This window comes from Lysobacter sp. MMG2 (assembly GCF_016735495.2).
GTDB lineage: Bacteria > Pseudomonadota > Gammaproteobacteria > Xanthomonadales > Xanthomonadaceae > Lysobacter_J.
Map to the genome: position 1 here is coordinate 770288 of NZ_JAERQY020000002.1, position 17561 is coordinate 787848.

Consider the following 17561-nt stretch of genomic DNA (forward strand, 5'->3'; position numbering starts at 1 on the left):
ACACCGACATGAGCCAGGACCGCAACACCCCCACCGAATCCGCCGACGAATACCTCACCTTCGCCCTGGGCGAAGAGGAATACGGCGTGGAGATCCTGAAAGTGCAGGAAATCCGCGGCTACGACACCGTCACCCGCCTGCCCGACGCGCCGGACTACATCAAGGGCGTGATCAACCTGCGCGGCACCATCGTGCCGGTCATCGACATGCGCCTCAAATTCCGCCTCGCCAAGGCCGAATACAACGCGCTCACGGTGATGATCGTGCTCAACGTCGCCGACCGCGTGGTGGGCATGGTGGTGGACAGCGTCTCCGACGTGGTGCGCCTGGAAGCCGAGCAGATTCGCCCGGTGCCGGAAATCGGCGCCACCATCGACCGCCAGTTCATCACCGGCATCGGCACGCACGGCGAACGCATGCTGATCCTGCTGGAGATCGAGCGCCTGATGACCAGCACCGAGATGGGCCTGGTGGCCCACGCCGACGCCGCCTGAGTTTCCGTTCCACCCGCTCCCCCTGCACCTCGTTCCATACAACAAAAACAACGCCCCCACGCACGCCAGGCGGAGCGAATCCGCCAAGCCAGCCGCGTTGTAGTCGCACCCAAGGCCGCCGTCTCCCACGGGCGATCTTTCGTGAGTCCACAAATCAACGCAGTACCCAGCGCCGTGTGGGATCCATGGCGCGTTCGATTTGTTTAGCAAGGACATCGAGGATCACATGATCACTGTTGCAGGGATCCGGCCTGTCACGGCCGACCGCTCCACGTCCGTCGCGCCTTCGCTCTGGCGCCGTCTCGTTTCGCTCTTCGCGCCCCCGCACGCGCCCTCGCCCGCCGACGGCGCGCGCATCGCCGAACTGGAAGGCCGCATCAAGGCCATCGACCGCGTGCAGGCGGTGATCGAGTTCGACCTCGACGGCACCATCGTGCACGCCAACGAGAACTTCCTGCACACGCTGGGCTATCGCCTCGACGAGATCCAGGGCCGCCACCACCGCATGTTCGTCGAATCCGACTACGCGCAGGGCGCGGAGTACCGGGAGTTCTGGGCCAAGCTCGGGCGCGGCGAGTTCGACGCCGGCCAGTACCGCCGCATCGGCAAGGGCGGGCGCGAGGTCTGGATCCAGGCGTCCTACAACCCCGTGTTCGACAGCCTCGGCCGACCGCGCAAAGTGGTGAAGTTCGCCACCGACATCACCGCGCAGAAGATGCAGGCGGCGGACTTCGCCGGACAACTGGCGGCGATCAGCAAGGCGCAGGCGGTGATCGAGTTCGATCTCACCGGACGCATTCTGTCGGCGAACGACAACTTCCTGGCGACCATGGGCTACACGCTGGACGAGGTCGTCGGCCGGCACCATTCGATGTTCGCCGAGGACACCTACCGCAACAGCGCGCAGTACCGCGATTTCTGGGCCAAGCTCGGCCGCGGCGAGTACGACGCGGGCGTGTACCGTCGCCTGGGCAAAGGCGGGCGCGAGGTGTGGATCCAGGCCTCGTACAACCCGATCTTCGACATGAACGGCAAGCCGTTCAAAGTGGTCAAGTACGCCACCGACATCACCGCGCAGGTGCGCGACACGCAGGCCTTGCAGCACGCCGTGGCGCAGACCCGGGACGTGGTGGGCGCCGCACAGTCGGGCGATCTGACCCGGCGCATCGATACGGCGGGCAAGACCGGATCGGTGGCCGATCTGTGCCACGGCATCAATGCGCTGGTGGATGCGATGGCGGGCATCATCGGCCAGATCCAGGTCGCCGCCGACACCATCGGCGTGGGTGCGCGCGAGATCGCCGCCGGCAACAACGACCTGTCGCAGCGCACCGAATCGCAGGCGGCCTCGCTGGAGGAAACCGCCTCGTCGATGGACGAACTCACCAGCACCGTGCGCCACACCGCCGAGAACGCGCGCCAGGCGAACCAGCTGGCGATCGACGCCAGCGCCATCGCCGTGCGCGGTGGCGATGCGGTGCACGAGGTCGTGGACACGATGGCGCGCATCAGCGAATCGTCGAAGAAGATCGCCGACATCATTGGCGTGATCGACGGCATCGCCTTCCAGACCAACATCCTGGCGCTGAACGCCGCGGTGGAAGCCGCGCGTGCGGGCGAACAGGGCCGCGGCTTCGCCGTGGTCGCCAGCGAAGTGCGTTCGCTCGCGCAGCGCTCGGCCAGTGCGGCCAAGGAGATCAAGCACCTGATCGGCGATTCGGTGGAACGCGTCGGCGCCGGCACGCGGCTGGTGCAGGGCGCAGGACGCACGATGGATGAAATCGTCGGCAGCGTGCAGCGCGTCGGCGCGATGCTCTCGCAGATCAGCGCGGCCACGCTGGAGCAGAGCGCGGGGATCGAGCAGATCAACCAGGCCATCGCGCAGATGGACGAGAGCACGCAGCAGAACGCGGCGCTGGTGGAGGAAGCTTCGGCCGCGGCGCGCAGCATGGATGAGCAGGTTGGGCAGCTGATGGAAACGGTGTCGGCGTTCCGGTTGTCGACGGGCGACGCGCGGCGGATGACGGCGCCCAATGAAGGGGCTGCGATGGTGCGGCGGGGTGCTTCGGCTGCGTGTTCGCTGCGGGAACTCACGTCGGAGCGGGTGCCGGCGAACGATTGATCGCATTGCCTTCCGCTGCGTGGGTTTCCTTCTCCCCTTGCGGCGACCGAAGGGAGTGCAGAGCTGAGAAGGTACCCGAAGGGCGGAAGAGGGGTCGCGCAAAGCGCGTGCTTCTTAACCGACACACCCCACTTTGCCTGTTCAGCTAAAAAACCTGACTTCAACGGCGTTTCCGACCTGCACCAACACCGCGCGCCGCCGATAACACGGGCAAGACGCGCTCCCGCGTCGATTCCCCTGCCGCGGTGCCCGCATGTCGAACGACTCCTCGCTGTTCCGTTTCTCCTCCCTGTCCCTGCGCGCGCGTTTCGCGTGGATGATCGCCGTGCTCGTGCTCGGCCTGATCGCGATCACCGGCATCGCCGTTGAACGCAACTACCACGGCCAGATCGCCGACGAGCGCGCGCGACTGCAGACGCGCGTCGGTGCCGCACTCGCCGTCGTGCAGCGGTACGCCGATCTGGCGCAGGCCGGCAAGCTGCCAGAGGACGTCGCGCGTCGCGAAGCGCTGAAGGTCGTCTCCAGCCTGCGCAGCAAGGACGGCACCGATTACCTGTGGGTCAACGACGAGCATCCGCGCATGCTGATGCATCCGCACCAGACCAAGCTCGACGGCAAGGACCTCACCGATTTCATCAGCGCCGACGACAAGCGCATCTTCGTTGAGATGGTGAAGGTGGCGCGCGCAGGCGGCGGCTACGTCGACTACATGTGGCCCAAGCCCGGCGTCGAAGGCCCGGTGATGAAAATCTCCTACGTCGCACTGCTGCCGCGCTGGGGCTGGGTGATCGGCAGCGGCGAGTACACCGACGACATCGCCGCGCGCGCGTGGCGCTTCGCCGGCACGCTGCTGCTGGCCGCGCTGCTTGCACTGGCGGCGGCGGTCGCGTTGTGCCTGCTGATCTCGCGCAGCATCGCCGCCTCGGTGCGACGCGCCACGCAGGCCGCGCAGGCGATGGCCGAAGGCCGCTTCGACGTGGACATCCGCACCGACCAGCGCGACGAAGTCGGCCAGCTCCTTGGCGCACTGCAGCGCATGCGCCAGCGCCTGGAGGACTACTCTGCCGCGCAGGGCGAGATGGCGCGTCGCCATGACGAAGGCCAGATCGGATTCCGCATCGACGACAGCGCCTTCCCCGGTGCCTACGGCCGCATGGTGCGCGAGACCAACGGCCTGGTCGCATCGCACATCGACGCGATCGAGCGCGCGCTGCGGATCATGGAGCGTTACGCCGTGGGCGACCTGACGCAGGACATGGACCGCCTGCCCGGCGAGAAGGCCGTGCTCACGCGCACCATGGACTCGGTGAAAGCGAACCTGCAGGCGATCAACGGCGAGATCCAGCGCCTGGCCCTGGCCGCCGCCGACGGCGATTTCGCCGCGCGCGGGGATGCGGAACGCTTCGAGCACGATTTCCGCGCGATGGTGGACACCCTCAATCGCCTGATGTCCACCGCCGACGGCAACCTCTCCGCGTTGTCCACGCTGCTCCAGGGCATGGCACGCGGCGACCTGGACCAGAAGATGCGCGGCGAATATCGCGGCGTGTTCGCACGCATGGCGGACGATGCCAACGAAACGGTCGACCGCCTGGCCGAGATCGTCGGCCAGATCCGCGAAGGCTCCGATGCCATCAGCAGCGCCGCGGCCGAAATCGCCGCCGGCAACAACGATCTTTCGCACCGCACCGAGCAGCAGGCGGCGTCGCTGGAGGAAACCGCTTCGTCGATGGAGGAGCTCACCTCCACCGTGCGCCAGAACGCCGACAACGCACGCCAGGCGGACCAGCTGGCGCGCACCGCAGCCAACGTCGCGGGCGAAGGCGGCGCGATCGTCGAGAAGGTGGTGCTCACGATGAGCGCCATCAACGAATCCTCGCGCCGCATCGGCGACATCATCGGCGTGATCGACGGCATCGCCTTCCAGACCAACATCCTCGCGCTCAACGCCGCGGTGGAAGCGGCGCGCGCGGGCGAACAAGGCCGCGGCTTCGCCGTGGTCGCCGGCGAGGTGCGCTCGCTTGCGCAGCGCTCGGCCAACGCGGCCAAGGAGATCAAGCAGCTCATCATCGATTCGGTGGTGGAAGTGCAGCAGGGCACGCAGCTGGTGGACCAGGCGGGCCGGACGATGGAGGACATCGTCACCAGCGTGAAGAAGGTCACCGACATCATCGCCGACATCTCCGCGGCCTCGCAGGAGCAGAGCGCGGGCATCGAGCAGGTCAACCACGCCATCACGCAGATGGACGAAGGCACGCAACAGAATCCGGCGATGGTGGAGCAGGCCTCGGCCGCCGCGCGCAGCCTGGAGCAGCAGTCCGAGCAGTTGGTGGAAACAGTGGCGGTGTTCCGCCTGGCGCAAGCGGCGGCAGCGGTGCGGGCGCAGGTGATCGATGTGGCGCCGGTGCGTGCAGCCAAGCCGGTGCGTGCGGTGCGTTCGGCTGCGGCATCGCGGGCGCCTCGTGCGAAGGCGGCTAATGGCGGGACGGATTGGCAGGAGTTCTGAGGAACCCTGCTCCACTTCACTCCTCCCCTGCGGATCTTGGCCCCTCCCCTGCAAGCAGGGGAGGGAGCAACAGCGCTCACAACGGCCTTCCACCCCGCTAAGCTCCCCCCTCGGCGCAATGCCACACCACAGGGGCGAAGGAATGGGGAACACCCGCAAGCACACCACCGCGAACGCGGTCCGCGCATCGTTGGCGACCTCGCTCATCGCGCTGGCCTTCACCGGCATCGCGCATGGCGAAGAGGTCAAGACGCTTCCGCCGGAAACGCAGCAGGCCGTCGAAGGCATCGCCAAGGGGTTGATGCAGGTGCAGGAGGACGGCGTCGAGCTGTCCTGCGACAAGGCCGTCGGCAACGCGCGCTACGGCCTGGAAACGATGCTCGAGGTCGGGCAGAAGAACGCCGATGCCGGCTACATGAAACGCGCCGACTTCGACGCCATGTCGACCAAGCTGCGCGCCGCGCTCGCGGAAGTCACGCCGCAGGACTGCGCAGGCGCGAGCGGCGAGAAGCAGGCGTTCTACCGCTGCATGTCCAGCGACTACAACCACGTCGCCGCATGCGCGGCCGCGCACCGCTTCTGAGCGGCGCGCGCGCTCACTCCATCACGATCACCACCTTGCCGCGCGCGCGTCCGCTCTCCACGTAGCGGACCGCGTCGGCGATCTCGCGCAACGGATAACGCCGGTCGACGACCGGCGTGACGGCCCCGCTTTCCATCAGCCCGCGCAGCACGTTCATGTCCTGCTGCGAGAGCTCGGCCAGCACCATGCCCAGGTGCTGATCGACGAACCAGGACGTCACCATCGCGCCCAGCGGCTTGAGCATCGGCCCGATCCAGCGGCCGTCGTCCGGACCACCGCCGCCGATGAGCACGTAGCGCCCGTCGGGAACGAGCACGCGCCGGTTTTCCGCCAGCGTGCGGTTGCCGACGTTGTCGAGGATCACGTCGAAGCGCGCCGGACCCTGCGTGTAGTCGGCGCGCTTGTAGTCCACCACTTCCTGCGCGCCGAGGCCGCGCACCATCGCCACGTTGCGCGTGCTGCACACGCCGGTGACCTGCGCGTCCATGGTGCGCGCGATCTGCACGGCGAAGGTGCCCACGCCGCCGGAGGCGCCGTTGATCAGCACGCGATCGCCGGCCTTGAGCCTGCCGCCGTCGCGCAGCCCCTGCAGCGCCGTGGTCGCCGCGATGGCGACGCCGCCGGCCTGGTCGAAGGAGAGATTGGCCGGCTTGAGCGCGATCGCGCGATCCTGCTTCACCGTGACGTACTCGGCGAAGGCGCCGGTGCGCCCGCCGAAGACAGCGTCTCCCGGCTTGAAGCGCGTGACGTTGCGCCCGACCGTCATCACCGTGCCGGCGAAGTCCACGCCCATGCGGATCTCCTTCGGCCGGCGCAGGCCGGTGCCCAGGCGCATCAGGTACGGAGTGCCGCGCAGGTAGTGCCAGTCCAGCGGATTCACCGCGGCCGTGCGCACCTTGACCAGCACTTCGTCGTCGGCGGGCACGGGCTTTTCGATGTTGACGATTTCCAGCCGTTCGGCGGTGCCGTAGTCGCAACGGATGACGGCCTTCATCGGGTCGCGCGGCGAGACGGGCGGATCGGTGTAGCAGCTGTTGGTCGAGGTGAACCAGCCGACCGCGAAGGCGGCGCCTGCGCCGACGACGAGAACGCCAAGCGTCCATGCGAACAGGCGTTTGAGCTTCATGGCGTGCCCTCCCCGGAGCTGCGGTCGCGGACAGCGGCCATAGTCCATAACGGCGCGCGGCGGATCCGGCGGCCTTGTGGCACGGCCTGCGTGCTTTCCGGGGAACCGTGGTTTCAGCTGCCCCTACGCCCCGCCCCTCCGTGCGGTCGTACCCCTCACCGTTCGCCCTGAGCGTAGCGAAGCGAAGTCGAAGGGTGAGCGGGATGTCACGCGCCCCGCCCCGCTCGTCCTTCGACTTCGGCCTTCGGCCTAAGCTCAGGACGAACGGTGAGGGGCAATCCTTCCGCTCGAAGCGGGGCGGACCTGACTGAGGTCCCATCCGAGACCCACCGTGCGGACGTACCCACCACCGTTCGCCCTGAGCGTAGCGAAGCGAAGTCGAAGGGTGAGCGGGATGTCACGCGCCCCGGCCCGCTCGTCCTTCGACTTCGGCCTTCGGCCTACGCTCAGGACGACGGTGACGGGCAATCCTTCCGCTCGAAGCGGGGCGGACCTGATTGCCGGCACAAAGAAAACGCGCCGTCTCCGGCGCGCCTTCCCTCCAACCAGCAATGTCGGATGCGTTTACCGCACTGGCTTACAGCGAGAAGTCCAGGCGGACCTTGCCCTTGCCGCCGCCCGGAGCGAACTCCCACTGCTTCACGGCGCGCACGGCCGACTGCTCGAACACGCGGGCCGGCTTGGCGTTGACGACGGAGACGCTGGCGACCTTGCCGCCTTCGTCGACGGTGAATTCGACTTCGACGAAGCCCTGCGTGCCGGCGCGCGCGGCTTCGGCCGGGTACTGCGGCTCGACGCGCTTGATCGGCTTGAGATCGGCCGAGGCCGGGGCAGCGAAGGACAGGGCCAGCACGGCAAGACCGGCGGCAGTAATGAGGTGACGGCGCATGGGAGGCTCCTTGGGAATGTGTCGGGCGACACCCCGGACATCGGCCGCCCGCGCGGTTTCTTTAGGTCCCGGTTCTGAACGCTCGTTCATTAAAGTTTCGCCGTGCGGGGCCGATGCCACAGGTGTCGACCAGAAGGTCCGTTCCGCACGAGAGGCACCATGTCCACCCTTGCTTCCAACCGGCCGTCCGCCACCGCGCTGGACCGCTTCCTGGCTCCGGCCACCCGCCTGATGTCGAGCCTGCGCTTCAACCAGAAGGCCATGGTGATCGGCGCCGCCTTCATGCTCACCTGCGGCGTGCTGGCCGGCATCATCGTCGTGCGTTCCAACGCCGAAGTGCACGCCGCCACGCAGCAGCGCGACGCCGTCGTCGGCCTGGGCCACCTGCACCGCGCGATGCTGGGCATCCAGCAGCACGAGCAGCTGATCGTGCGCAAGTTCGCCAAGGACGCCGTCAGCGACCAGATGCTGCAGGAGTCCGCCGCCCACATCGGCCGCGAACTCGACGCGCTCAACGCCTGGCAGGGCAACACCCTGACCGCGTCGGCCGTGCCGGCCGCGCTGAAGGACGCGCAGGCCGCCTGGGACAAGGCGAAAGCCGAAACCCACGCCGATGCCGCCGCCGCCGCCGCCGAACACGCCGCCGCCGTGCGCAAGCTCGGTGAAGTGCACGGCCTGATCGCCGACGAAACCGGCCTGGCGCAGGCGCAGAACGCCGCCGTCCTCTACATGGGCCGCGCCGCCACCGTGTGGGTGCCCACGCTCGCCGAATACACCCAGCAGCAGAGCGCCACCGCGCTGCGCGTGCTGGGCGACGGCGCGATCTGGGTCGACGACCGCACCGGCCTGGCCGTCTCGCGCAACATGCAGGACTACGTGCGCACGCGTTCGGAAATCGAACTGAAGGACGCCGAAGAGGAAATGCCCTCGCTCGCCGCCTCCATGGGCACGCCGTTCCGCAAGGCGCTGGACGCGGTGGCCAAGCAGAACGCCGACATCCAGAAGCACATCCTCGACGCCGAGACGCCGTCGCTCGCGGTCAAGATCATGGCCGCGCGCACCGAAGCCACGCGCCTGGCGCTCGCCGCCGCGCTGTCGGCATCGAACACCTCGCTCGACCACGCCGCCTCGTCCGAGATCGCCCGCCTGGAGCGCCGCACCGCGCTGACGCTGGGCGCCTGCATCCTGATCCTGGCGATCGCGGCGTACCTGTTCCTGGGCTTCAGCCGCAGCACGCGCAACGCGCTGAAGGAAGTGCAGGACGCCTCCGAGCTGCTCGCCCGCGGTGAATTCCCGGACGCCGTGCGCGTGGACAGCCGCGACGAAGTGCGCGACATCGCGCGCAGCCTGGACCGCGCGATCAACACCCTGCGCAACTTCGCCGGCGCGCAGCGCGACCTGTTCGAATCGCATCAGGCCGGCGAGATCGACCGCCGCCTGCGCAGCGACGACTTCCCGGGAGCCTACGGCCAGATGGCCGGTGAAGTGAACACGCTGGTGGACTCGCACATCCAGGTGAACACGCGCGCCATCGAGATCGTCGCCTCCTACGCACGCGGCGACCTGTCGCACGACATGGACCGCCTGCCGGGCCAGAAGGCGCGCATCACCGACGCCGTGGATTCGGTCAAGAGCGGCATGAACGCGATCAACGCCGAGATCAAGACGCTGGTCGACGCCGCCGTCGCCGGTGACTTCAGCCGCCGCGGCGACGCCTCGCGCTTCGAGTTCGTCTACCACGACGTGGTGCAGAGCCTCAACGAGCTGATGGGCACCGCCGAGGAAGGCCTGCACGAAGTGGGCACGCTGCTGTCGGCCGTCGCCGATGGCGACCTCAACCGCCGCGTCGAAGTGGAACTGCCGGGCCAGTTCGGCCGCCTGGCCAACGACGCCAACCGCACCGTCGACCAGCTCGCGCAGATCGTCGGCCAGATCCGCCAGGGTTCGGACGCGATCAGCAGCGCCGCGGCGGAAATCGCCGCCGGCAACAACGACCTGTCGCAGCGCACGGAGCAGCAGGCCGCGTCGCTGGAAGAAACCGCATCGTCGATGGAAGAGCTGACCAGCACGGTCCGCCAGAACGCCGACAACGCGCGCCAGGCCAACCAGCTGGCGCAGAGCGCGGCGGAAGTCGCCGGCCAGGGCGGCACGGTGGTGGGCGAAGTCGTCAACACGATGAACGCCATCAACCAGTCGTCGAAGAAGATCTCCGACATCATCGGCGTGATCGACGGCATCGCGTTCCAGACCAACATCCTGGCGCTCAACGCTGCGGTGGAAGCCGCGCGTGCCGGCGAACAGGGCCGCGGTTTCGCGGTGGTCGCCAGCGAAGTGCGCTCGCTCGCGCAGCGTTCGGCGAACGCGGCCAAGGAGATCAAGCAGCTCATCAACGACTCGGTGACGAAGGTCGAGGAAGGCAGCCAGCTGGTCGACCAGGCCGGCCGCACGATGGGCGAGATCGTGACCAGCGTGAAGAAGGTCACCGACATCATCGCCGACATCTCCGCCGCGTCGCAGGAGCAGAGCTCGGGCATCGAGCAGGTCAACAACGCCATCACGCAGATGGACGAAGGCACGCAGCAGAACGCGGCGCTGGTCGAGCAGGCCTCTGCCGCCGCGCGCAGCCTGGAGCAGCAGTCCGAGCAGCTGGTGCAGACGGTGGCGGTGTTCCGCGTCGCGCACTCGGCGCAGGCCGCACGCGTCGCGCAGGCGACCGTGGTCGACATGCCGGCCGCCAAGTCCAGCCGCGCCAAGCCGGCCGTCGCACCCGCCAAGCCCGCCGCCCGCAAGGTGCGCGCGAGCGCGGCGGCGAACAGCGCGGATGGTGATTGGCAGGAGTTCTGACGTAGCGCCGTAGCGCTCTCGCTCCTCCCCTGCGTGCAGTGACGTAGCCCGGGTAAGGCCGAAGGCCGCACCCGGGGTGCCTCACCGCCCGGTGCATCGATCCAGGCAAAGAGCCCCGGGTGCGCTTCGCTTACCCGGGCTACGAATGCAGCAACCCCCGAGCCCCCCATGCGTCCTTCGCCGCGCACCTCCGACGACCGCGAATTCACCTTCGACGACCGCGACTTCCGCCGCGTCTGCCGGATGATCCGCGAGTACGCCGGCATCCACCTGCATCCGCACAAGCGCGACATGGTCTACAGCCGACTGGCGCGTCGCGTGCGGGCGCTGGACATGGACCGCTTCGGCGACTACCTCGATTTCGTCGAAGCCGACCCGGACGCGGAACTGCAGGGCTTCATCAACGCCCTCACCACCAACCTCACCTCGTTTTTCCGCGAGGCGCACCACTTCGACATGCTCGCCGACCTGCTGCGCTCGCGCGGCACCGGCGGCCAGCGGATCTGGTGCAATGCCGCCTCCACCGGCGAGGAGCCGTACACGCTGGCGATCACCGCCTGCGAAGCCTTCGGCACGATGACGCCGCCGGTGCGCATCCTGGCCACCGACATCGACACCCACGTGCTGCAGACCGCGGCGCGCGGCGTGTACCCGGTGGAACGCATCAACGCCCTGTCGCTGCAGCGCCGGCGCCAGTTCTTCCAGCGCGGCAACGGCGCCAACGCCGGCATGTGCCGCGTGAAGCCCGAACTGCAGGCGCTGATCGAGTTCCGCCCGCTCAACCTGCTCGACGACGACTACGGCCTGAAGGGCGGCTTCGACGCCGTGTTCTGCCGCAACGTCATGATCTATTTCGACAAGGCCACGCAGTACCAGGTGCTGCAACGCATGGCACCGCTGATCGCGCCGGGCGGCCTGCTGTTCGCCGGGCATTCGGAAAGCTTCGGCCATGCCCACGACCTGATCACCTCCTGCGGCCGCACGACCTACCGACCCGTCGCAGGACTCAAATGATGAGCGCCGCCTTGACCACCCGCGCCGCGATCGAACCGGGCAGCTACTTCGACCCGGTGCTGCAGACCGAAGCGATCAAGCTGCTGCCGTCCGACTACCGCGTCACCGACCGGCCGATCGCGCTGGTCACGCTGCTGGGATCGTGCGTGGCCGCGTGTCTGTACGACCCGATGCTGCAGGTCGGCGGCATGAACCACTTCATGCTGCCCGGCGGCGAAGCGGAGTCCGTGTCCTCGCGCTACGGCGCGCACGCGATGGAACTGCTCATCAACGACCTGCTCAAGCGCGGCGCGCGGCGCTCGCGATTGCAGGCCAAGGTGTTCGGCGGCGGCAACGTGCTCAGCGGCTTCTACAGCGATCCCATCGGCACGCGCAACGCCTGCTTCGTGCTGGAATACCTTGCGGCCGAGCACATCCCCGTCATCGCGCAGGACCTGGGCGACATCCATCCGCGCAAGGTCTGCTTCTTCGCGCAGACCGGGCGCACGCTGGTCAAGCGACTGCCGTCGGCGCGCAACGACGTCATCGTCGATGCCGAGCGCGCGTACTACGGCCGCCTCGCCCGCGAGCCGGTCGCCAGCGGCAGCGTGGAGCTGTTCTGATGGATGCGCGCCGCAACCCGGGCAAGGCGCCCATCAAGGTGCTCGTCGTCGACGACTCGGCGCTGGTGCGCCAGCTGATGACCCAACTGCTGGAGGAAGACCCCGCCATCCAGGTCGTCGGCGCCGCGGCCGATCCGTACATCGCGCGCGACAAGATCAAGCAGCTCAACCCGGACGTGCTCACGCTCGATGTCGAGATGCCGCGCATGGACGGGCTCACGTTCCTGCGCAACCTCATGCGCCTGCGGCCGATGCCGGTGGTGATGGTCTCCACGCTGACCGAGCGCGGCGCGCAGGTGACGCTGGATGCACTGTCGCTGGGCGCGGTGGATTTCATCGCCAAGCCCAAGCTCGACATCGCGCGCGGCCTGACCGAGTACGCCGGTCTGCTGATCGATAAGGTCAAGCAGGCCGCGAAGGCGCGCGTGATCGCGCCGTTGCCGCGCGCGGCCAACGACCCCGCTACGCCGGCCGTGGCCTATCGGACCACGCATCGGTTGATCGCCATCGGCGCGTCCACCGGCGGCACCGAGGCCATCCGCGAAGTGATGGCGCAGATGCCGGCCGACGCACCGGCGACGGTGATCGCGCAGCACATCCCGGGCGCATTCAGCGCGCCCTTCGCCGACCGCCTGGATCGGCACAGTCGCATGACGGTGGTGCACGTGGAGCGCGACCAGGAACTGCTGCCGGGCCACGCTTATGTCGCGCCGGGTGGACGCCACCTGCGTGTCTACCGCAGCGGTGCGCGCTGGCATTGCCGGCTCGGCGACGACGATCCGGTGCGTCGCCACCGTCCCAGCGTGGATGCGTTGTTCGAATCGGTGGCCGAGCACGTCGGCAGCAATGCCAGCGCGGCGCTGCTCACGGGCATGGGCGATGACGGCGCGCGCGGCCTGCTTGCGCTGCGCAAGGCCGGTGCGGCGACGCTGGCGCAGGACGAGGCGACCAGCGTGGTCTGGGGCATGCCCGGCGCGGCGGTTGCGCTGGGCGCGGCGGAGGAGACGGTGCCGCTGTCGCGCGTGGCGGAGCGGTTGTTGGCGGGGACGGCGCACGATTGAGCGGCGGAACCCGGACCTTCACCCCCGTTCGTCCTGAGCGCAGGCGCGACGCGCCGAAGTCGAAGGATGAATGGGCCAATGCAACGAAGCCTAAGCGCCCCCTGCACCGGTCCGCTCATCCTTCGACTTCGCGGCTACGCCGCTACGCTCAGGACGAACGGAATCCGGGGTTCCGGCAAATCGTGGGATGCCTTCACCGCAAGCCAGAAACACGCACTGCGTCACACCATCGTCGCGCCGCAAGGTAAGGCGTTTCCCTACTAAAGCACCAGCCGCCACAGCCGTTATCTAACTTGCCCCATTCGGTGAGATCGAAGATGGATTCCCGTGTACTGATTCGCCTTGCAGCACCGCTGGTGCTCACTTCCCTGCTGATCGCCGCGCAAGCGCTGGAATGGCCGCCCGGCGTGCAGTGGGGCGCGCTGGTCGCCATGACGCTGGCGTGGCTGGGCTTCGCCTGGACCATGCAGCGGCCCAGCCACAACGACACGGCGATGCTGCGCGAACAGACGCGCCTGCTCGACGACCTGCGCAACTTCGTGAATTCCGAAGTGCAGGGCTCGCGCGGCGAGATCGACCGCACGCGCACGCTGATCCGCGAATCGGTCGCCAAGCTGGGCATGAGCTTCGAAGCGGTCAACCGCAAGTCGCGCGAACAGGGCGAAGTGGTCTCGCGCATCATCGACCGCACCGACGGCGAGCACGGCGGCGTGGACGTTTCGCGCTTCGCCCTGCAGGCCAGCCAGCAGATGGAGCAACTGGTGGAAGCACTGGAAGCCGTGAGCGGCCAGAGCACCACCACCGTCACCCACATCGACGCGATGGCCGAGCACCTGGACGGCATCTTCGCGCTGCTGGAGGACGTGAAGTCGATCGCCGACCAGACCAACCTGCTCGCGCTCAACGCGGCCATTGAAGCGGCGCGCGCCGGCGAGGCGGGTCGCGGCTTCGCGGTCGTCGCCGACGAAGTGCGCAACCTGTCCGAGCGCTCCACCGCGTTCAACGAACAGATCCGCAAGCTCGCGCACAGCTCCAAGGATTCCATCGCCCGCGTCCGCGACACCGTCAGCACGATGGCCTCGCGCGACATGGACCGCTCGCGCGGCGCCCGCGCCGAAGCCGCCGCGATGCTGGAACGCGTGGACGGCATCAACCGCGGCCTGGGCAACGGCATGCGCGAGATCGCCGACTGCGGCCGCTCGATCGACGGCTCCGTCGCCGAGGCCGTGCGTTCGCTGCAGTTCGAAGACATCGCCACGCAGGCCCTGGGTGCGGCCACCACGCACCTGGATCGCCTGAGCGCGATCAACCGCGAGGCCACCGCCCTGCACCAGCTCCTGCATCGCGCCGACCGCGCCGATGCCGAAGTGCGCCAGGCCCTGGGCCAGCTGGGCCAGCGCATCGCCCAGATGCGCACCGAGTGGGAGCGCCCGCCCCACAAGGCGGTGATGCAGCAGTCCATGGATGCTGGTAGCGTCGAACTCTTCTGAACCACTGCATGACGGGATGAACGCGATCCCTCCATCGCCTCCGGCGGGGCCCGACGGCCCCCTCGCGCAGGATCCGCCCAACGGGCGCGCAGGCTTGCGCGCCCGTTTGCGTGGGCGCGGCGGCTTCCTGCTCTGCGTGGCGATGGCTGCGCTGGCGGTGGCGTGGATGGCGCTGGTGGCCCCTGCGCTGGCCGTGGAGTTGCGTCGCTGGTTCGGTGACGCCGCGCACTGGATCGCCAATGCCCTGTCGTTGCCGCTGGTCGCCGTGCTGCTGTTCCTGATGCTGCGGCGTACCTGTTCGGATGCGCGCGAAGAGGAGCTCGCCACGCATCTGCATCGCCAGCAACAGGAGCTGCATGCCCTGACCGGGCGCCTGATCGACGTACAGGAAAAGGAGCGCCGCACGCTCTCGCGCGAGCTGCACGACGACATCGGCCAGGCGATCTCGGCGATGAAGATGTCGGCGACCTCGATCGAGGGCGAGGACGAGGCGGGCCGTCGCGAGATCGTCGAGGAAATCGTCGTCATCGCCGATTCGACCATCGCCAAGCTGCGCGACATCTCCATCCTGCTGCGCCCACCGCAGCTGGACGCACTGGGTCTGGTGGCCGCGCTGCGCTGGCAGTGCGAGCGGCTGTTCCGCAGCGGTTCGCCGATGCTGGAACTGGACCTCACGCCGCTGCCCGAACGCCCCGATCCCGCCGTCGAACTGGCCTGCTTCCGCATCGCGCAGGAAGCGCTGACGAACGTGCTGCGTCATTCCGGTGCGAGCCAGGTGACGGTGATCCTGGCGCCGCGCGGCGAGGAGATCCTGCTGTCGATCATCGACGACGGCCGCGGCTTCGATCCGGACAGCGTGCACGGGCTCGGCCTGATCGCCATGCGCGAACGGGCGACACACCTGGGCGGCACGTTCGATATCGAAACGGTGCCGGGTGCGGGGACGTGCATTCGGGCGACGTTGCCGATGCGGGTAGCCGGGTAGCGCTCGGGCTACGTGTAGCCACGCAGCGCCGTGCGCCGTGCCGCAATAAGCCGTCATTCCCGCGAAAGCGGGAATCCATCTGCCAGGCGCATCACGCCATCCGTCGAACGTGATGCATGCAACGTTGGATCCCCGCCTTCGCGGGGATGACGTCGATCAACGCAATCTCGCCGTTACTGGCGATTCGGCGCTTTCGCTTTCCACGCCGCCAGCAACACCGCCGCCGCCGCCGCCACGTTGAGGCTTTCCACCAGCCCCGTGCCGGGAATCGACAGGCGCAGGTCGCACGCCGCCGCGAGTTCGCGGTCCATGCCCTCGCCTTCCGCGCCGAGCACGTACACCGTGCGCGCCTGCAACGGTGCGGCGAACACGTCGTTGCCGCCCTTCACCACCGTCGCGGCCAGCGTGAAGCCGGCACTGCGCAGCTGGGCGATGGCGTTGTCCTCGCGGCCCAGGCGCACCAGCGGGACCGCTTCGGCGCCGCCCTCGGCCACGCGCGCGGCGGCGCCGGAGAGCGACAGGTTCGAATGCTTCGGCAGCAGGATCGCCGACACGCCGAAGTGCGCGGCCGAGCGCAGGATCGCGCCGAAGTTGTGCGGATTGCCGACGCCGTCCAGCCAGATCGCGCACTGCGGACCGGCCGGCAGATCGCGCAGCCAGGTCGACAGCGACAGGGGTTCTTCGCGCAGCACGTCGGCGACGACGCCTTCGTGGTGGCTGCTGGCGGCCAGCTTGTGCAGGTCCAGTTCGTCCACCACGCGATAACCCACGCGGTTGGCGACGCACCATTTCAGCAGCGGCTGCAACGCGGGAATGCGCGCTTCGGCCAGGTACAGCTTGCGGATTGCCTGCGGGCGGCGCGAGAACACCGCGTGGATGGCGTTCAATCCGTAGAGACGAAGCTCGGCGGTGCGACGTTCGCGCCCGGGATGCGCGGCGTGTTCATCGCCGTGATCGTGGTCGTGGTGTTCGACGTGGGATTTGGCGTGCGCGGCGCGGTGCGTGGCGGCGCCTCGCTCGTGCTGTGTCTGCGCGGTGCGATCGGCGAAGCGTTCGTCGCGGCTGCGCACGTTCGCACGCCCCCACGGTGCGTCGCCCGGTGTGCGCGGGCCGCGCGGCGGACGGTTGGGCGGATCATGGCGCATCGGACAGACTCCTTCGTACTTTCGCGAACACGCGCATGTCGTGCGGTTCGCCGTTCTTCAACAGGGCGCAGCGGGCCAGGCCTTCTTCGGCGAAGCCGTTCTTCAGCAGCACGCGGGCGGATGCTTCGTTGGACGGCAGCACCGTCGCCTGCACGCGGTACAGCGACAGCGTCCGCATCAGCCACGGCACGTAGAGCGCGACGACGCGCGTCATCAACCCCCTGCCCCAGCGCGCGTGGCCGAGCCAGTAACCCAGCTCCGCCGCATGACCACGCTCGGCATCGCCGGGACGCGCACCGATGCCGCCGCAAGCTTCGCCATCGACTTCGATGGCGAAGACGGGATCGCTCAGGTCGACCACGTCGCCGGCGAGGAAACGCTCGCCGTCCTGGCGCGTGTACGGGTGCGGGAAACGGCTGCTGAGTCCGCGCACGACGCGTGCGTCGTCGGCGTGGCGCAGCAGGGCGTCCAGGTCATCCCGGTGCCACGCGCGCAGGACGAAGCCGTCGCCGGACAGGCGCAGGGATTCGGCGTGGAAGCGCGGCAGGGCGGGGGGCATGCGCACAGGGTAACCGGGCGGGGCGCGGGAAACCGAAATGGGGTGTTCAGGGTGGCATTCGCCAATACGTGGCGCCCACGGCCCACCGTTCGTCCTGAGCGTAGGCGCGAAGCGCCGGAGTCGAAGGATGGACGGGTGGGG

The 17561-nt window shown here is 68.5% G+C and carries 14 protein-coding genes; 10 read left to right on the top strand and 4 right to left on the bottom strand.

Annotation, left to right across the window (positions count from 1 at the left end):
• Positions 1–8 precede the first annotated feature (8 nt).
• The 4 genes from JI752_RS11535 (at position 9) to JI752_RS11550 (ending at position 5705) form a co-directional block, all read left to right on the top strand.
• Complete coding sequence (locus JI752_RS11535) at positions 9–494, top strand: chemotaxis protein CheW (protein WP_216963972.1); 486 nt, start codon at positions 9–11, stop codon at positions 492–494.
• 226 nt (positions 495–720) lie between these two features.
• Positions 721–2616, top strand: a complete 1896-nt coding sequence (locus JI752_RS11540) for a methyl-accepting chemotaxis protein (RefSeq protein WP_216963975.1) — start codon at positions 721–723, stop codon at positions 2614–2616.
• Between the two features lie 253 nt (positions 2617–2869).
• Positions 2870–5122 (top strand): methyl-accepting chemotaxis protein, encoded by a 2253-nt coding sequence (locus JI752_RS11545; protein ID WP_216963978.1) that lies wholly within the window; start codon positions 2870–2872, stop codon positions 5120–5122.
• A gap of 142 nt (positions 5123–5264) precedes the next feature.
• Positions 5265–5705, top strand: a complete 441-nt coding sequence (locus JI752_RS11550) for a hypothetical protein (RefSeq protein WP_216963981.1) — start codon at positions 5265–5267, stop codon at positions 5703–5705.
• Between the two features lie 13 nt (positions 5706–5718).
• Here the strand turns inward: JI752_RS11550 and JI752_RS11555 are convergent, their stop codons facing one another.
• Together JI752_RS11555 and JI752_RS11560 are read right to left on the bottom strand one after the other, a co-directional pair.
• On the bottom strand, positions 5719–6831 hold the full coding sequence (locus JI752_RS11555) for an NAD(P)-dependent alcohol dehydrogenase (RefSeq protein WP_216963984.1): 1113 nt from the start codon (positions 6829–6831) through the stop codon (positions 5719–5721).
• 577 nt (positions 6832–7408) lie between these two features.
• Positions 7409–7720 (bottom strand): energy transducer TonB, encoded by a 312-nt coding sequence (locus tag JI752_RS11560; protein ID WP_216963986.1) that lies wholly within the window; start codon positions 7718–7720, stop codon positions 7409–7411.
• A 159-nt stretch (positions 7721–7879) separates the two neighbouring features.
• Between JI752_RS11560 and JI752_RS19450 the strand changes: the two genes are divergently transcribed.
• The 6 genes from JI752_RS19450 to JI752_RS11590 all read left to right on the top strand — a co-directional run bounded on the left by JI752_RS19450 (position 7880) and on the right by JI752_RS11590 (position 15716).
• Positions 7880–10564: a methyl-accepting chemotaxis protein gene (locus tag JI752_RS19450; protein WP_305799301.1), complete on the top strand. Its 2685-nt coding sequence runs from the start codon at positions 7880–7882 to the stop codon at positions 10562–10564.
• A 168-nt stretch (positions 10565–10732) separates the two neighbouring features.
• Entirely contained in the window at positions 10733–11578 is an 846-nt protein-coding gene (locus tag JI752_RS11570; protein ID WP_216963989.1) for a CheR family methyltransferase, read from the top strand.
• Complete coding sequence (cheD, locus tag JI752_RS11575) at positions 11578–12180, top strand: chemoreceptor glutamine deamidase CheD (RefSeq protein WP_216963990.1); 603 nt, start codon at positions 11578–11580, stop codon at positions 12178–12180. The genes JI752_RS11570 and cheD overlap by 1 nt, the downstream gene beginning before the upstream one ends.
• Positions 12180–13241: a chemotaxis response regulator protein-glutamate methylesterase gene (locus tag JI752_RS11580; protein ID WP_216963992.1), complete on the top strand. Its 1062-nt coding sequence runs from the start codon at positions 12180–12182 to the stop codon at positions 13239–13241. The genes cheD and JI752_RS11580 overlap by 1 nt, the downstream gene beginning before the upstream one ends.
• Positions 13242–13558: 317 nt before the next feature.
• Positions 13559–14731 (top strand): methyl-accepting chemotaxis protein, encoded by a 1173-nt coding sequence (locus JI752_RS11585; protein ID WP_216963994.1) that lies wholly within the window; start codon positions 13559–13561, stop codon positions 14729–14731.
• 94 nt (positions 14732–14825) lie between these two features.
• Complete coding sequence (locus tag JI752_RS11590) at positions 14826–15716, top strand: sensor histidine kinase (RefSeq protein WP_254200561.1); 891 nt, start codon at positions 14826–14828, stop codon at positions 15714–15716.
• Between the two features lie 173 nt (positions 15717–15889).
• Here JI752_RS11590 and JI752_RS11595 read toward each other — a convergent pair whose 3' ends face one another.
• Both JI752_RS11595 and JI752_RS11600 read right to left on the bottom strand, forming a co-directional pair.
• A complete protein-coding gene (locus tag JI752_RS11595; RefSeq protein ID WP_216963998.1) occupies positions 15890–16861 on the bottom strand; it encodes a TrmH family RNA methyltransferase in 972 nt (323 codons plus the stop codon).
• Complete coding sequence (locus JI752_RS11600) at positions 16851–17420, bottom strand: GNAT family protein (protein WP_216964000.1); 570 nt, start codon at positions 17418–17420, stop codon at positions 16851–16853. Before JI752_RS11600 ends, JI752_RS11595 begins: the two co-directional genes overlap by 11 nt.
• Positions 17421–17561 lie beyond the last annotated feature (141 nt).

What these genes read in the sequence shown, in the direction of transcription:
- JI752_RS11535 (WP_216963972.1), top strand. Translation starts at nt 9, where the DNA reads ATGAGCCAGGACCGCAACACCCCCACCGAATCCGCCGACGAATACCTC.
- JI752_RS11540 (WP_216963975.1), top strand. Translation starts at nt 721, where the DNA reads ATGATCACTGTTGCAGGGATCCGGCCTGTCACGGCCGACCGCTCCACG.
- JI752_RS11545 (WP_216963978.1), top strand. Translation starts at nt 2,870, where the DNA reads ATGTCGAACGACTCCTCGCTGTTCCGTTTCTCCTCCCTGTCCCTGCGC.
- JI752_RS11550 (WP_216963981.1), top strand. Translation starts at nt 5,265, where the DNA reads ATGGGGAACACCCGCAAGCACACCACCGCGAACGCGGTCCGCGCATCG.
- JI752_RS11555 (WP_216963984.1), bottom strand. Translation starts at nt 6,831, where the DNA reads ATGAAGCTCAAACGCCTGTTCGCATGGACGCTTGGCGTTCTCGTCGTC.
- JI752_RS11560 (WP_216963986.1), bottom strand. Translation starts at nt 7,720, where the DNA reads ATGCGCCGTCACCTCATTACTGCCGCCGGTCTTGCCGTGCTGGCCCTG.
- JI752_RS19450 (WP_305799301.1), top strand. Translation starts at nt 7,880, where the DNA reads ATGTCCACCCTTGCTTCCAACCGGCCGTCCGCCACCGCGCTGGACCGC.
- JI752_RS11570 (WP_216963989.1), top strand. Translation starts at nt 10,733, where the DNA reads ATGCGTCCTTCGCCGCGCACCTCCGACGACCGCGAATTCACCTTCGAC.
- cheD (WP_216963990.1), top strand. Translation starts at nt 11,578, where the DNA reads ATGAGCGCCGCCTTGACCACCCGCGCCGCGATCGAACCGGGCAGCTAC.
- JI752_RS11580 (WP_216963992.1), top strand. Translation starts at nt 12,180, where the DNA reads ATGGATGCGCGCCGCAACCCGGGCAAGGCGCCCATCAAGGTGCTCGTC.
- JI752_RS11585 (WP_216963994.1), top strand. Translation starts at nt 13,559, where the DNA reads ATGGATTCCCGTGTACTGATTCGCCTTGCAGCACCGCTGGTGCTCACT.
- JI752_RS11595 (WP_216963998.1), bottom strand. Translation starts at nt 16,861, where the DNA reads ATGCGCCATGATCCGCCCAACCGTCCGCCGCGCGGCCCGCGCACACCG.
- JI752_RS11600 (WP_216964000.1), bottom strand. Translation starts at nt 17,420, where the DNA reads ATGCCCCCCGCCCTGCCGCGCTTCCACGCCGAATCCCTGCGCCTGTCC.